Origin of the sequence: Pseudomonas sp. S11P7, assembly GCF_023195435.1 — a bacterium.
Lineage (GTDB): Bacteria > Pseudomonadota > Gammaproteobacteria > Pseudomonadales > Pseudomonadaceae > Aquipseudomonas > Aquipseudomonas fluorescens_G.
The window spans coordinates 3,628,777-3,643,298 of sequence record NZ_JALPKS020000002.1; the positions used below are offsets into that span (position 1 = coordinate 3,628,777).

General features: G+C 55.5%; 13 protein-coding genes and 4 pseudogenes. 6 read left to right on the forward strand and 11 right to left on the reverse strand.

What is annotated here, in order from left to right; translation table 11 throughout:
* Window positions 1–167: 167 nt before the first annotated feature.
* The 5 genes from M0746_RS16590 to M0746_RS16610 all read right to left on the reverse strand — a co-directional run bounded on the left by M0746_RS16590 (window position 168) and on the right by M0746_RS16610 (window position 2,866).
* The gene (locus tag M0746_RS16590; RefSeq protein ID WP_258449949.1) at window positions 168–575 is read right to left on the reverse strand and encodes a sel1 repeat family protein; all 408 of its coding nucleotides are present in this window, start codon (window positions 573–575) and stop codon (window positions 168–170) included.
* Window positions 576–947 carry a hypothetical protein gene (locus tag M0746_RS16595; protein WP_007898892.1) on the reverse strand — a complete coding sequence of 124 codons (372 nt, stop codon included), beginning with the start codon at window positions 945–947 and terminating at the stop codon, window positions 576–578. It lies immediately after the preceding gene.
* Window positions 944–1,285, reverse strand: a complete 342-nt coding sequence (locus tag M0746_RS16600) for a helix-turn-helix domain-containing protein (RefSeq protein WP_258449950.1) — start codon at window positions 1,283–1,285, stop codon at window positions 944–946. The genes M0746_RS16595 and M0746_RS16600 overlap by 4 nt, the downstream gene beginning before the upstream one ends.
* A 114-nt stretch (window positions 1,286–1,399) precedes the next feature.
* Complete coding sequence (locus M0746_RS16605) at window positions 1,400–1,855, reverse strand: YkvA family protein (RefSeq protein ID WP_258449951.1); 456 nt, start codon at window positions 1,853–1,855, stop codon at window positions 1,400–1,402.
* Between the two features lie 294 nt (window positions 1,856–2,149).
* Window positions 2,150–2,866 carry an FKBP-type peptidyl-prolyl cis-trans isomerase gene (locus tag M0746_RS16610; protein ID WP_007919751.1) on the reverse strand — a complete coding sequence of 239 codons (717 nt, stop codon included), beginning with the start codon at window positions 2,864–2,866 and terminating at the stop codon, window positions 2,150–2,152.
* A gap of 270 nt (window positions 2,867–3,136) precedes the next feature.
* Between M0746_RS16610 and M0746_RS16615 the strand changes: the two genes are divergently transcribed.
* A complete protein-coding gene (locus M0746_RS16615; protein WP_258449952.1) occupies window positions 3,137–4,945 on the forward strand; it encodes a cytochrome c in 1,809 nt (602 codons plus the stop codon).
* Between the two features lie 26 nt (window positions 4,946–4,971).
* Complete coding sequence (locus tag M0746_RS16620) at window positions 4,972–6,105, forward strand: catalase family protein (protein WP_258451498.1); 1,134 nt, start codon at window positions 4,972–4,974, stop codon at window positions 6,103–6,105.
* Window positions 6,106–6,421: 316 nt separating this feature from the next.
* Here the strand turns inward: M0746_RS16620 and tnpC are convergent.
* The 3 genes and pseudogenes from tnpC to tnpA all read right to left on the reverse strand — a co-directional run.
* Window positions 6,422–7,675, reverse strand: a pseudogene (gene tnpC / locus M0746_RS16625) (IS66 family transposase); the annotation flags it as partial.
* 48 nt (window positions 7,676–7,723) lie between these two features.
* Entirely contained in the window at window positions 7,724–8,038 is a 315-nt protein-coding gene (gene tnpB, locus M0746_RS16630; RefSeq protein ID WP_258449953.1) for an IS66 family insertion sequence element accessory protein TnpB, read from the reverse strand.
* A complete protein-coding gene (gene tnpA / locus M0746_RS29520) occupies window positions 8,035–8,397 on the reverse strand; it encodes an IS66-like element accessory protein TnpA (RefSeq protein ID WP_446731276.1) in 363 nt (120 codons plus the stop codon). The genes tnpB and tnpA overlap by 4 nt, the downstream gene beginning before the upstream one ends.
* 125 nt (window positions 8,398–8,522) lie before the next feature.
* On the opposite strand from tnpA, the gene M0746_RS16635 reads away from it, so the two are divergent.
* On the forward strand, window positions 8,523–9,281 hold the full coding sequence (locus M0746_RS16635; RefSeq protein WP_274705823.1) for an amino acid ABC transporter ATP-binding protein: 759 nt from the start codon (window positions 8,523–8,525) through the stop codon (window positions 9,279–9,281).
* Window positions 9,282–9,470: 189 nt separating this feature from the next.
* Here the strand turns inward: M0746_RS16635 and M0746_RS16640 are convergent.
* Window positions 9,471–10,058 (reverse strand): annotated as a pseudogene (locus M0746_RS16640) (DDE-type integrase/transposase/recombinase); the annotation flags it as partial.
* Between M0746_RS16640 and M0746_RS16645 the strand changes: the two are divergent.
* The 3 genes and pseudogenes from M0746_RS16645 to M0746_RS16655 form a co-directional block, all read left to right on the forward strand.
* The gene (locus tag M0746_RS16645) at window positions 9,971–10,480 is read left to right on the forward strand and encodes an aldo/keto reductase (protein ID WP_258449954.1); all 510 of its coding nucleotides are present in this window, start codon (window positions 9,971–9,973) and stop codon (window positions 10,478–10,480) included. The pseudogene M0746_RS16640 and the gene M0746_RS16645 overlap by 88 nt on opposite strands.
* A 6-nt stretch (window positions 10,481–10,486) precedes the next feature.
* Complete coding sequence (locus M0746_RS16650; protein ID WP_258449955.1) at window positions 10,487–10,747, forward strand: hypothetical protein; 261 nt, start codon at window positions 10,487–10,489, stop codon at window positions 10,745–10,747.
* 265 nt (window positions 10,748–11,012) lie between these two features.
* Window positions 11,013–11,214: pseudogene (locus tag M0746_RS16655) on the forward strand (IS110 family transposase); the annotation flags it as partial.
* A 378-nt stretch (window positions 11,215–11,592) separates the two neighbouring features.
* Here the strand turns inward: M0746_RS16655 and M0746_RS16660 are convergent.
* Together M0746_RS16660 and M0746_RS16665 are read right to left on the reverse strand one after the other, a co-directional pair.
* Window positions 11,593–12,999 (reverse strand): annotated as a pseudogene (locus M0746_RS16660) (aminotransferase).
* Between the two features lie 17 nt (window positions 13,000–13,016).
* The gene (locus M0746_RS16665) at window positions 13,017–14,483 is read right to left on the reverse strand and encodes an NAD-dependent succinate-semialdehyde dehydrogenase (RefSeq protein ID WP_258449956.1); all 1,467 of its coding nucleotides are present in this window, start codon (window positions 14,481–14,483) and stop codon (window positions 13,017–13,019) included.
* Window positions 14,484–14,522 lie beyond the last annotated feature (39 nt).

Genomic DNA, 14,522 nt, shown 5'->3' on the forward strand with positions numbered 1-14,522 from the left:
TAGGCGCGGGAACTGTGCGGGGATCAATCGGGAAAGAAGTCAGGCAAGTAGGCGCTGCCTGTAGGACTTGTCTGTAATAGATCGCTACGTGATAAACAGATACGCAAAAACGCAAACGTGGCGTGAGGAAAACCTCACGCCACGTTTATAGACTGACAGAAATGGATTTATTGCGTTGAATCGCCGCGGCTCAGTTTTTGCAGCTTGAGCTCGGCCAAAGGGTGTCCGGCCTTGGCAGCGATGCCCCACCAGCGCGCGGCTTCGACAGCGTCCGGCGCTTTGCTCGGTGTGCCGGCGAGGCTGATCACGCCGAGCTGATAAGCCGCTTTGCCGTCACCAGCGAGCGCTGCCAGACGCAACAAGCGCACGCCCTCTTCGCGCGCACCGAGGCCGACGCCGCGAAAAGTCAGGATGTGCCCGTAGAAGCTTTGCGCACCGACATCGCCAAGGTTGGCCATGCGCGCAAACTGGCCTTCCAGCCAGTGCCAGCCACGCGGTTGACGCACCAGCCACGACCAATGAAACAGCCGGCGGGCCAGCCAGTAGCCGGCCCGCGCCTTGAGGCGCAAGAACACTCAGGCCTCCGCCGATTCCGGGTATTCGTATTCGAAGACACGCACCACTTCCGAGGCATGCCAGGAGGCAGCCGCGACGCCATCGGACGGCCCGGAAAAGCGCCCGAGACGCTCGACGCACTCAAAAAAACCGGTGCGGGGCAAACGGCTTGCGCCCTGGCTGATCACCAGCGAACTGCGCAGCGGTTGCTCGGCCCTGGCGTCCAGCGCCGCCAGATGCTCAAGCGCGGCGGTCAGGGTCTGCATGGCCGGTGTCGGCAGTTGCAACCGCTCCAGCAAGGCCCGATAGGTCAGCAGATGGCGCTGACGTCGCGCCTGGTCCAGCTCCCCCAGCAATCCATCCCAATGTTGACGGCTGATGCGTACGCTCACGATTCTTCCCTCCACCCTGGCACCGTCAGTTCCCAGGCCAGGCTGCGGCGAATCGCGGCGTCGGGCTGACGCTCGCCACTTTCGATCATGGCCAGATAAGACGGGCTGATGCCTACCGTGCGGGCCAGCGACTCGATGGCGATGCCCTTCCCTTCGCGCAAACTGCGTAGTTGATCCAGACCCGGAAGAATCGGGTCTGCTGTGGCCGCGAGCGGCGTGGCTGCCGCGCGCTTTGGTGTTTCATCGATGCCTGCTGCTTTTAGTAGAGCCTGATACTGAGCCCACGGCAGAACCGCGTATTCGGGTTCGCCATCGCGTGCAATGATCTGAATATCCATGACTACCCCGTAGGACAACAACACTTAGCGAGTCGGCACTTTTCCCTAGAAGTGTAATCCTAACAGCGGCCAAGGTCGCGGGGGGGTATCTATCTGCAGGCAGGTTTGCACAATTCAGGGCTTTTTCGGTCCCTGAAGTTGCAGTTGTTCGGGGGTGTCCGGCAGGCGTTCGACCACCGCCAGTTTTTCCGGATGCTGACGGTTGCGCCACTGGCGAAAGGCGTCGAGCTCATCGCTGAGGGTTTTCATCAGCCAGGCGAGAACGGCGACGTCGTCGAGCATGCCGAACATGGGAATGAAATCCGGCACCGCATCCACCGGGCTGAGGAAGTACATCAAACCCGCCACTACCGAAATCAGCGCTTTGCTGCTGATGGCCCGGTACTCGCCGCGCCAGTAGGCCAGACACAAGGACTGAAGCAGGCGCAGATCATCCTTGAGCTTACCCAGACGATTGCCTTGCGCGGCTCCCTTGCTGGCCACCGCGAACAGCAAGGTTGGCAAACGGCCTCGGGCCAGCAAACGACCGGCCAAGGGCAGGAATCGAACGAAATTCCACGGAGCTTTCATCTATTCCTCTCACTGAAATGTTATCCACACAAATTGTGGATAACCTTGTGAACAGAGCTGCATTTCAGCGCTGAAAGCCCCGTTTCACAAGGGCTGCGCTCAGATCGGGCGTTTTTTACTCACATAAAAAACCCCAATATTTCATTGACTTGGCTGCTCAGGGCGGCTAGCGCGGGCAGCCTCAATGGCTATGACTGTGCCAAGCGGCATCGGTTCGTTCTGTTTACCCTTGCCGGGGTCCAGATGCAACAACGCCCCGCATAAGCGAGGCGTTGTTGTCGATGCGTTTACCAATTACTTGGCAGCGGCAGCTTCTTTGGCTGGATCCTTGATGGCCAGCAGTTCGAGGTCGAAGACCAGAACCGAGTTGGCCGGAATCGCCGGGCTTGGCGATTGCGCGCCATAAGCCAGATCGCTAGGAATGTACAGTTTGTACTTCTCGCCAACGTGCATCAGTTGCAGACCTTCAACCCAACCCGGGATCACGCCGCTCACCGGCAGATCGATCGGGCTGCCGCGCTCGACGGAGCTGTCGAATACGGTGCCGTTGGTCAGCTTGCCGGTGTAGTGAACGGTCACTACGTCAGTCGGCTTTGGCTGCGGGCCGTCGGCTTTCTTGACGACTTCGTACTGCAGACCCGAAGCAGTGGTAGTCACGCCGGCCTTCTTGCCGTTTTCTTCGAGGAATTTCTTGCCGGCGGCTGCCGACTCTTCGCTCATCTTGGCCATGCGCTCTTCGGCACGCTTTTGCAGCGCGGCGAAGGCTTCGACCAGCTCTTCATCTTTCAGCTTCTGTTCTTTCTTGCCGACGGCATCTTCGATGCCCTGGGCTACCGCTTTGGAGTCCAGATCATCCATGCCTTCCTGAGCCAGGCTTTTGCCCATGTTCAGGCCGATGCCGTAGGAAGCTTTCTGCGCCGGGGTTTTCAGCTCTACGCTGGTCTGCGAGTCACAACCCGCGAGTACCAGGCTAACCAGGGCTACCGCCGCCGCCAACCGATGCTGTTTCATGCTATTTCCTTGTTCATGCGCCGAATGGGCAATCGAGTAAAGCCGCGAGCTTATCAGGCCGCCACGACCAATGGCTACCGGCATGAGAGCAGCAAACCTGCGATAAGTTCAGGGACTCAAACGCATTGGGCGCACGCAACGATGAAGCTTCTGTCATCTGCTTCCCAGAGCAACTGTTAAACGGGATCGCCACATCTGGCGTAATGGCCACTTGCCGCACAGGGCCTCGCTCAGGCATAACAGCGCAACAATTCGACAAGGACGTTTATCGTGCGCCTCTTATTCCGTGTGCTGATCCTGATCGTCGTACTGCTGGGCCTCGTCCTGGCCGTTGTGCTGTATTACGTCGCCAATCCGAAGTTGCCCTTTTATACGCCCGCCGAGCAAGTGCATTACCTTGACCAGTGGAGCGAGCAGGACCGGCAAACCTATTACTTCACGCCGCAGGGCACGCAGGTCAAAGGCCTGCGCTATGAATGGTTCCAGGCACTCGAGCTGCCCTTCTCGCAGCAGCGCTTCGCCTCACCCGAGTACCTCGCGCGCTTCGGTTTTCTGATTGATCCGCAACAGAAAGCCACGTCGAGCAACCCTGGCAACCTGCCCGCCGGCTTCGCTCGGCATCAGAACCCTGGCAGCGGCGAGCATTATCTGGACATCACCTGCGCCGCCTGCCACACCGGCGAACTGCGCTTCAAAGGCCAGGCGCTGCGAATTGACGGCGGCACGGCGCAACACGTATTGCCGTCCAGCGTTCCTACACTGCGCGGTGGCAGTTTCGGGCAGGCATTGGTGGCCAGTCTGACCTCGACTTACTACAACCCTTGGAAATTCGAACGTTTCGCCAGAAACGTATTGGGTGACGCCTACGACGCGCGTCACCAACAGTTGCGCAAAGACTTCAAAACCTCGCTGGACACCTTCATTAAAGTGGCCTGGAACGATACCCATCGCGGCCTCTATCCGACCGAAGAAGGCCCCGGACGCGCCGATGCGTTCGGGCGGATCGCCAACGCCACGTTTGGCGATGCGATTTCCGCGAGCAACTATCGCGTGGCCGATGCGCCGGTGGATTACCCGCAACTGTGGGACATGTGGACGTTCGATTGGGTGCAATGGAACGGCTCGGCGCAACAGCCGATGGCACGCAATATCGGCGAAGCGCTGGGTGTCGGCGCCACGCTGAATTTTTTCGACAGCAACGGCCAACCGTTGCAAGGCGATGCGCGCTACGCCTCCAGCGTGCGCGTGCGTGACCTGCACAAGATCGAGGAAACCCTGCAAAAACTCCGCCCGCCCGCCTGGCCAGAGGCGCTGTTCGGGGCCATCGACAAGCCGCTGGCGGCCAAGGGCCGTGCGCTGTTTACCGAGAATTGCGCCGGTTGCCATGTGCCGCCGCAAACTCAGGAAGGCCAGCGCTGGGTGCAACACCTGCACATCCTGCCGGTCGCGGTGATCGGCACCGATCCCAACGCCGCCAACAACATTGCCAGCCACCGTTTCGACCTGAGCGCGCTGCAATGGGACCTGAAAGAGCTGCAAACGATGGACGTCAAACTGCACCCGACGCCCAAGGAACCGCTGGACCTGAGCCAGTTGTCAGTGGCCAAGGGCCTGGCGTACGTCACAGCTTTTGTCGAAGACCGCGCCTACCGTGAAGCCAACGTCACGCCGCAGGAGAAACCGCAACTGGACGGTTTCGGCCTGCCGATCGGCGTACGGGAAAAACTTGCCTACAAGGCGCGGCCATTGGCCGGGGTCTGGGCTACTGCGCCGTTTCTGCACAATGGTTCGGTGCCGAGCCTCTACCAACTGCTGTCGCCGCAGGATGAGCGTGCCAGCACCTTCTATAAAGGCAGCTTCGAATACGATCCACGCCATCTGGGTTATCGCACCGAAGCCTTTACCAATGGCTTCCTGTTCGACACGCGCATCAGCGGCAACCACAACAGTGGTCACGAATTTCGTGCCGGCGAGCGCGGCAACGGTGTGATTGGCCGGTTGTTGCAGCCGCAAGAGCGCTGGGCCTTGCTGGAATACCTGAAAGTGCTCGGCGGCCCGTTGGAGGCGCAACTGCCATGATCTCGACCTTCAAGAAAGAACTGTCACTGTTGGCGCGGATCTGGCTGCGCATCGGCCGATGGCTCGGCAAACTGTTGCTGATCGTGCTCGCCATCGGCCTGCTCGGCTGGGCCATTGTCAGCGCCTGGTTCGCCTGGCAGCACCGCGGCCCGGTGTCGGCGCTCGAGCAGATTCCGCCCGGCGAAGCGGCGCTGACGCAAAGCGTGATCCAGACCGCCGTGCGTATCGTCGACCAGCATCGCGAACCGACGCGCTATCTGCGCGATGCCCACGCCAAGGCTCACGGTTGTGTCAAAGCGCAGGTGCAGGTTTTGCCGGATCTCGAGCAATCCTTACGTCAGGGTGTGTTCAGTGAACCGGGCAAAACCTGGCAAGCGTTGATCCGACTATCGAACGGCAATGCCTATCCGCAGTTCGACAGCATCCGCGACGCCCGCGGCATGGCGATCAAACTGCTCGATGTTGCGGGTAAACAGCTGCTCGGCAAGCGCCAGGCTCTGGCTGAACAGGATTTCGTCATGTTCAGTCACCCGAATTTCTTTGTCAGCGATGTCGCCGAGTACCGGCAGAATGTCGCAGCGCAGGCCGATGGTAAAAAGGTTATGGCGTTCTTCCCTGCCTGGGATCCACGCACCTGGCAGGTTCGCCATTTGTTTATCGCGCTGGCAACCCTCGCACCGCCACCGGACAGTCCGACCGAGACGACGTATTTTTCGGTATCACCGTATAAATTTGGCGAGGCCAACGCGAAGTTTCGCGTCACGCCGGACCCGGACAATTGCCCGGCCTATACACTGCCCAAGCAAAACCACGATCTGCCGAATTTCCTGCGCAGTGCGTTGACTCAACAATTGTCGACCGACCGCGTGCCGGCCTGCTTCGTTCTGCAGGTCCAGCGTCAGGATGCCAATAAGTTCATGCCGATCGAGGACACCAGCATTAAATGGCGCGAAGATGATTCTCCTTTTGAAACCGTCGCCCGGATCACTTTGCCGCCACAGGATTTCGACACCCCGGCGCTGAATCTGCAATGCGACAACCTGTCGTTCAACCCGTGGTTCGGCATTGAAGCGCACCGCCCGATCGGTGGCATCAACCGCCTGCGCAAAGCAGTGTACGAGGCCGTCAGTGACTACCGTCATCAACGCAACGCCGAGTGAGCGCCGCGCAAGTGCAGAAAACACAAACGCCAGACAGCAAAAAGCCCGCACTAGGCGGGCTTTCCGTGGTATCTGGCGTTCAGTGTTCCAGATGCCGAATATGGCGCAGCGGACGGGATCATAACTCACTCTCCAACTCTTTGAAATTCTAGGCTTTTCATAGCATTGTGTTTCAATGGTGGACTTAATTGTGTACTCAATACTGATTGCTGTAAATGGTATCGCTGGGTTTCATTAGACCACTGCACTTGGTCAGGGGCATGAACTTGACACTCCGACCTAAATGGCTTCGCTTGGAAGGGGGGCGACATTCTGGTGCCGAGCCTTCGGGCACGAGATCGCGCTGGGCGAGCATCCAAGCATGCAGCATGTCCATCACCGGTACAGCTTTTTCTTGCCGTATTCGGCGCCGTAAATCCGGCTCCAGATGGCGGACTTCACTTTCGATTTCGTACGACAACTGGATATAGCGCAGGGCTTGCTCAGCAAGCGTGCTTTTATTCGTAGCGTGCAGTTCGAAGAACTTACGCCGTGCATGGGCCATGCACCCGATTTCGGTAACGCCAAGTTCGAAGCTGGCTTTGTAGCCGCCAAAATCATCACAGACCAACTTGCCCCTCCAGTCTTGCAGGAAGTTGCGCGCATGCTCTCCGGCGCGGCTGGGGCTGAAGTCGTAAACCACCGCTGCCACATCCGAGAATTGGCTGGTGGCGTAGGCCCAAACATAGGAACGGTGAGTTTTCTTTGTTCCCGGCATGAGCATCTGCACCGGTGTTTCATCGGCGTGGATAACCTGCCGCCCAAGCACTACGTCGCACAACGCATCGACCAGAGGCTGCAACTGTACGCCCGTCATGCCCACCCATTGAGCCAAGGTTGAGCGTGAAATCGCCAGGCCCGCTCGACCGAAGATCGATTCCTGACGGTAAAGCGGCAGATGGTCGGCAAACTTGGCGATCATGACGCGGGCAAGTAGGCCCGCAGTCGGGATGCCCTTATCAATAACCTGCGCCGGAACGGGTGCCTGAATGAGGGTTTCGCAGTCATCGCAGACCCATTTACCACGCACATGGCGTTCAACTGTAAACACGCCGGGCGTGTAATCCAGCTTCTCGCTGACGTCCTCGCCGATGCGCTTGAGGGCGCAGCCGCACGGGCAGTGAGTGTTGTCCGGTTCGTGATGGATCAGTGTGCGCGGAAACTCAGCCGGTAGTGCAGTGCGCTTGGGCTTCTGCTTTTTCTCGGTCGCCGCTGGTACTGTTTGCAAGGCTTGAAGCTCGGCTTCAATCGCGGCGATATCGGTGTCGATCAAGTCATCGAGCAAACTGGCCTGCTCAGGATTCATCTGCTCGCTGCGCTTGGCAAACTTCAAACGCTTGAGCTGAGCGATCTCGTGAGTCAGTTTCTCAATGACTGTTTGATCACGGTTGATCTTCTTGCTCATCGTCTCAACGGTTTTGCCCATCGTTTCGACCTAGTGGTCGAGCGTCTCGACACGCTGCATCAACTGCGCCGCCAAGGCGCGCAGTTGTTCAGGGGGCAGGTGATCGAGATTGGGTAGCGAAGTCATGAGGCCGATTTTGCCAGAGCAGGCAATTCGCGACGATAGACCGATAGGCTAATGGCAGCCGTTAAAGCAGTGTGATCGAGCCTCCAGAACCTGCGCGTTGCCATGGCAGACCCAGTACCAAGGCTTGAAGTTGCTCGGCATCCGTTCCATCTCAGAACCATGGCGAATGCCAGGCCAGTGGAACTTGCCTTGGTTCAAACGCCGAGCTGCCAGCCAGATCCCGAAGCCGTCATGCACCAGAACTTTCATGCGATTGGCGCGGCGGTTGGCGAACAGATAAGCGCAGTGCGGCTGCGCCGTTTCGGTGCCTGCGCGCATGTCCACCGGTTCGGTGGCGAGCCAGATGGAGTCGATGCGGATCATCGCAGAAAGTCTCGAAGAAAGGTTGCGCAGGCAGCAGCATTCTCAGTGGGCCAGTTCACTCTGACGGTGCCACGCGGGTGCTGGATCTCAACGCAAAAATTCGATGGTGCAGCTTGCGAATTTGCTCCGGTCGGCGGCATGGGCATCGGAATAAATGCAGGTTGCAGCGCTGTGCTTTTCTGCGCTTGCACCCGAATCCATTTGTGGACGAGGTTTGCGTTGAGGCTATGGCTCAGCGCGACGCTGGCAATCGAGGCACCAGGCTGGGCGCACTCTTGAATGACTTGGACTTTGAAGATTCTTCGCTTGCATATGCTATCGGGGTTGTCGAACTCTCCAACGCAGCGAGTCGAATTCAATCTGCAACGTTTGAACCTGTACCGGTGCTCATCACGTCCGCCATTATCTATCTCACCTTAACGACCGGGATGACCCAGGTTACAAATGCGCTTGAACGCTACCTAAGCGTGGAAAGGAGATAATTATGAGAACCAATACTAATCCTACATTGATTAACGTAGCTGGGGTTAAGAAAAGCTACGGTACGACATGTGTACTGAAGCGTGTGAGCGTCGAGGTTAAGGCTGGCGAGGTCATTGCAATTCTAGGAGCATCCGGATCAGGTAAATCAACCTTTCTTCGTATTCTGAATCGATTGGAGAAACATGAAGAAGGTTCCATTGTCATTGATGGTGTTGAAGTTTCAGATAAGCCCTCAAATTTGGCGGCCTTACGTCGCGAAGTCGGAATGGTTTTTCAATCGTTTAATCTTTTTCCGCACCTAAGTGTTCTTGACAACCTATGCTTGGCGCCTACGAAAGTCCGTGGATTTTCTCGTGCAAAGGCAGTTGTTCTAGCAAATGATCTATTGCTTAAAGTAGGCATGTCGGAACATAGCCATAAGTATCCACACGCTTTATCAGGCGGACAACAACAGCGCGTTGCAATCGCGCGTGCGCTAGCCATGGAACCTCGAGTTCTTCTGTTCGACGAGCCCACCTCTGCTCTCGATCCGGAAATGGTTAATGAAGTGCTCGACGTGATGAAGCGGTTAGCCGCTACAGGCATTACCATGCTGATTGTTACTCATGAGATGGGCTTTGCTAGCCAAGTAGCCGATCGGGTAATTTTCTTTGACCAGGGTGAAATCGCAGAAGACCTGCATCCCGCTCAGTTTTTTGGCGAGAGTAAGAATCCTAGGGTTAGAGCATTCCTAGGTCGAATTTTGCAAACCGGTATATAAACAAAACAAGGCGTGCAGCGCAAAGTAAGCTGTGCGCCTTAACTAGAAAAAACTCGAACGATCTCAGATCGATATTTTCGCTAGAACCAACCTATCCGAGAAATATGTAGTAACGCCTTGCCCCTCTGCAACACGTATTAAATCTTCGCTGGGTACGATAAGTATAGACTATGACCCCTAATATAGTGGTCAGCTAATCCCGGACACAACGTTAAGCTTTTTCTCGGCCCAAACTGCAAATCCACCGTTGAATTGGTGGCGAATCCAGTTGTATCGAGGCATCAAAAAAATTGCTGGTGTCACGCTGTGCTTCATGCGCAGTTCTATAGTCTGATGTCGGGATCCGTTCAGTTTTCAATCTCCGAAATACCCGCTCTATCGGTATATTGCCCCAGCAGTTTCCCAGGCTGCTCATGGTCTGGCGTATGCGATATCGCCACGGTTGCTGAAGGAATACCCGGCTTGCATATTCCGCGATCCCTTGAACCGAGTGGAATAGCACACCCAAAGGCCTGCTACGCTCCTCGTAGGCCATATCCAGTGCCCTGATCACCAGTTCGGCGTCCGGCTTCTCCGACGGTGCCCAGTCCACTATCCGCCAAGTTCACAGAACCAGGACGGCAGCCAGGTAATGCCATTTTCCTTGCGCCCAGAAATAGGTGATGTCACCGCACCAGACCTGAATGAGGGTGCCACATCAATCTCACGATTCAGGGTATTCGGGATCTCGAGTCTTTCTCCTGTCGCTCGTTTGTAAGCGTGGGAGCCAGGTTGCTGATGACCAAATCAAGCACGCGCATAACGAAGCCGGAGTCGGTCGCTCCGTCGCCGAAAACGAACTAATCTGGGAACGAATTTTTATCACCACCAAGATAGGGAATACCCATCTGGGCTTCGACAGAAGCCCAATACGAGCGTTCGAGGTGAAAATGCAGCGCCTAGAACTAGAACCCCTAGTATTCATTGGGCCATCCCGAGAAGGTGCGTATCGCGAGACCTGGAAAGCCTTCGTGCGCTCGAAGAAGGAAGGTCGAGTGCGTTTCATTGGTGTGTCTAACTTCGATGTGGAGCATCTGACCAACATCATGGATGACACCGGCGTGGTGCCATCACTCAACCAGATCGAATTCCATCCCGGTTTTAACCAGGCCAACCTAAGCAAGTGGTGCCACCAGCAAGGCATCATCACCGCGTCCTGAAGACCGTTGGGCCACGGTGGCGAGCTGCTGAAAATACCCCTGTTCGCCGAAATCGCCCAGCGCCAGGCAAAACACCTGCCCCTGCCATCCTTCGCTGGCACCTTCAAAATGGCCATGTGCCGATCACGCGCGCCACCAACTCAGCGCATGGCGGCTAACCTTGATGTATTCAACTTCGGGCTGAGCAGCGACGAGCGTGAGACGATTGTACAGTTCAAGCAACCCAGCCGCCTGCGGCCTCCCCTGAGTTCATTGAAATGGGCCTGAGGTAGACCTAGAACTCCTTCTCGCGTTGAGCGTCTTGTTTGCGTAACCCGGTAACAACCTGGAAGCGCTTTAGACCTTTACCTGACTGTCGCGACCGATCGCTTTAGGTCGATTCTGCATGTCACCACAAATAGCAATAACAGTGCTCAGCCAATCATGGCCACTAAGTGTGCCGGTTAATGCGATGCGAATTGATGGTCAGATCGAATGCAACCGACCGGTCAGTAGTTATGTAGTCATGGGGCCAATTGAGCGCAATTTCACACGAGGAGACAAGAGCATCGGATGCCTATTGGTACAGTGCGCCAGGATATATGCAAAGACTCGATAGTCAAAAAGGGGCACTGGCTGATTGGGTGCGCTCATTGCTTCAGCGACGACACTCAAATGGCGTGACGTGCGCTCTAGCCAATAAACTGGCCCGAGCTGCCTGGGCAACATCTGCTCACCATACAGGGTATGAAGCAGGGTCAGACGCCATTGCGGCCCGCCCCTGCTATTGTTGCAGTACCACGAGGCCTTCAGTTTTGCGATACCTGAACAATGGATGACGTGAACGAAACACCGATCTGGCGAAGAGCCTGACTTATGAAACGGCTTTAGAAGCCGCCCCGGTTTTTAGGATTGCCAGACGCGACTCTCATCATGGCGCGGGGCATGCCTCATAAAGACGCCGGATAGATTTAAGCAAGCCAACCAGTTCACTCGTTACTCAGCATTGCAAAAATGGGGGTGAGCAGATATTCATTAGACTACTACACACCTGCAATCCACCAAGCGCGAATACAAAAAACGGCCGGTGAGGTTCCGGCCATAAGTGTAAAACGCATGAACCGTTCAAGAAATCAGCGAATTGCACCTTCTGAAATCAACTCTTTGATTACCTTTTCTACCGCTTGGTAAGCAAGATCAATAATTTGATCTGCTTCTTTTTCGGTAGTTACCAATGGGGGGCGAAACCCAAAATTTCGCCATGAGGCATAGCACGTGCAATCAGATTCAGCTCCCGAGCTGCCTTAGAAACTCGTGCACCCACTTTTAACGCAGGATCAAAGCGCTTCTTTGTATCTGGATCTGCGACAAACTCTAATGCCGCCATCAACCCAACGCCACGAACCTCCCCAACAATTGGCAGACCACCGAAAACTTCTTTGAGACTGCTCTGGAAGTACGCACCCACACGAGCAGCGTTTCCTGGAATGTCTTCTTGCTCAACAATGTCCAGCACCGCGTTCGCCGCGGCGACCCCAATTGGATGGCCGGAATAAGTATACCCATGGGAGAACGCCCCCACACGATCAGCACCCTCTTCCATCACTTTATAGACTTTCTCTCCAACGATAGCTGCCGATAGCGGTGCATATGCAGAGGTCAAACCTTTCGCGACAGTAATCAAGTCTGGTTCGATGCCATATTTATCGCAACCAAACATGGCGCCAGTACGACCAAAGCCGGTAATCACCTCATCGGCGATCAGAAGAATGTCGTATTTTTTTCAGAACTGGCTGAATCGCAGCCCAGTATCCTTCAGGCGGTGGAGTTATGCCTCCGGTACCCAGCACTGGTTCAGCAATGAACGCACCGATGGTATCTGGGTCTTCGCGCAAGATCAGGTCCTCTAGCTCCTGAGCCCGTCGTGCGGAAAACTGCTCTTCTGTTTCACCTGCTTCAGCCCCCCAATAGTGATGCGGAACGCCGGTTCGCAAAATCCCGGTGACTGGCAAGTCCATGAAATCATGATAAAAGCTCATGCCGGTCATAGAACCCGATACAACCGAGCAACCGTGGTAACCACGATCACGAGTGATGATCTTCTTCTTCTTTGGAAGCCCGCGTAGATTGTTATAATACCAGACCAACTTGGCTTGAGTTTCGTTTGCGTCCGAACCTGAAAGACCGTAGAACACCTTACTCATTTTGCCCGGTGCCATTTTTACCAAGCGATCCGATAGTCGAGCCAGCTCGTCTGTAGTGTGAGCTGCATAGCTATGGTAATAAGCGAGCTTGTGCGCCTGGCGAGAGATGGCGTCAGCCACCTCGGTGCGACCATAACCTACGTTCATGCAGTAAAGACCCGCGAACCCGTCAATGTATTCACGACCTGTGGCGTCGGTGATACGGATGCCTTTACCACTTTCAATGATGGTAGGGTCACCAAGCTTTCCGCTCGCGAAATCCTTCAGGTTCGTGAATGGGTGCAGGACAGAGTTACGATCCTGTGCCGAGACCAGATCTTGTTCTTGCTTATTCATTTTATGCTCCTCAATTCTCACAGGCTGCCAAAGCAGACGTATTTCACTTCCATGTATTCGGCTAAGCCGTGTTTGGAACCCTCCCGACCAAGCCCGGATTGCTTCCAGCCACCAAAAGGGATTTGTGCGCCTGTAAACTTAGGCGTATTAAAAGCAATCATTCCGTACTCCAACCGATCAGACATTCGCAAGGATCTGCGCAGATCATTGGTATATACATAAGCAGCCAAACCGAATTCGGTGTTGTTGGCGCGACGTAACACTTCTTCTTCTGTGTCAAACGGAAGAATTGCTGCTACAGGGCCAAATGTTTCCTCAAGAACGATATCCATCTCGTCAGTGACATCTGCCAGTACAGTCGGCGTAACAAAATTGCCATCTATTTCAGCGCTACCAACCACTATATGTGCTCCCATAGAGACCGCGTTTTCAATATGGTCTCGGCACTTGGTCGCGCCTGAAAAGCGCGTCATAGGGCCAATGTCGACTCCTTTTTCGAAACCGTGGCCTACCTTCAGCTTTGCCGTTGCAGCGGCGAAGGCGGCGAGGAATTTTTTATAATGGCTACGCTGAACGTAAATTCGATTGGCGCCCAAGCAGTCTTGCCCCGAAGTTGCGAACTTGGCGCAGATGCAGCCAGCAACCGCCTCTTCAATCGACGCATCATCAAATACGATAAAAGGCGCATGGCCACCTAGCTCGAGCGACACTTTTTTCACGGTGTCACCGGATTGCTTAAGCAACAGCTTTCCCACCTGGGTCGATCCGGTAAAGCTGAACGCGCGAACCGCTGCATGACTCAGCAAGCGCACAGATTGCTCAATGGCGTCGCCCGTCAAGACCTGAAAAACACCACGGGGTATGCCTGCCTCTTCCGCGAGCCTCGCCAGCGCGAGTGCTGACAAAGGGGTCTCTGGTGCCGGCTTTACGATCATCGTGCAACCAGCCGCAAGAGCTGCTCCAGCCTTACGAGTAATCATTGCACTTGGGAAATTCCAAGGAGTAATCGCGGCGGTTACGCCAATAGGTTGTAACTTAGTCAATAACTGGCTACCCGCTAGGTGACTTGGGATGGTCTCGCCATAGCAACGCTCACCTTCAGCCGCAAACCACTCAAGAAAACTCGCACCATAGGAGATTTCCCCAAGGGACTCGGCGAGAGGCTTTCCTTGTTCGGCGGTCATGATTACTGCTAGATCCTGAGCATGCTCGCGGGTCAACGCGGCCCATTTCCGGAGAATTTCGCCCCGCTGAACTGGTAGCAGATCGCGCCATGCAGGGAATGCTTCACTGGCAGCGTCAACGGCGCGATCAACCCAAATGACATCACAATGTGCGACTTCTGCGATTTTTTCATCAGTAGCCGGATCTGTCACAGCCAAGCGATTATCGGCATCAATCCACTCTCCATTGATGTAGGCACGAGTAATCAGTAAATCTGGGCGGGCGAGGTGATTGAGTGCAGTTTTGGAAAGGTTTTTCATGGCTACCACTTAACGTGCTTTTTGTGGACGCCAGTGTAA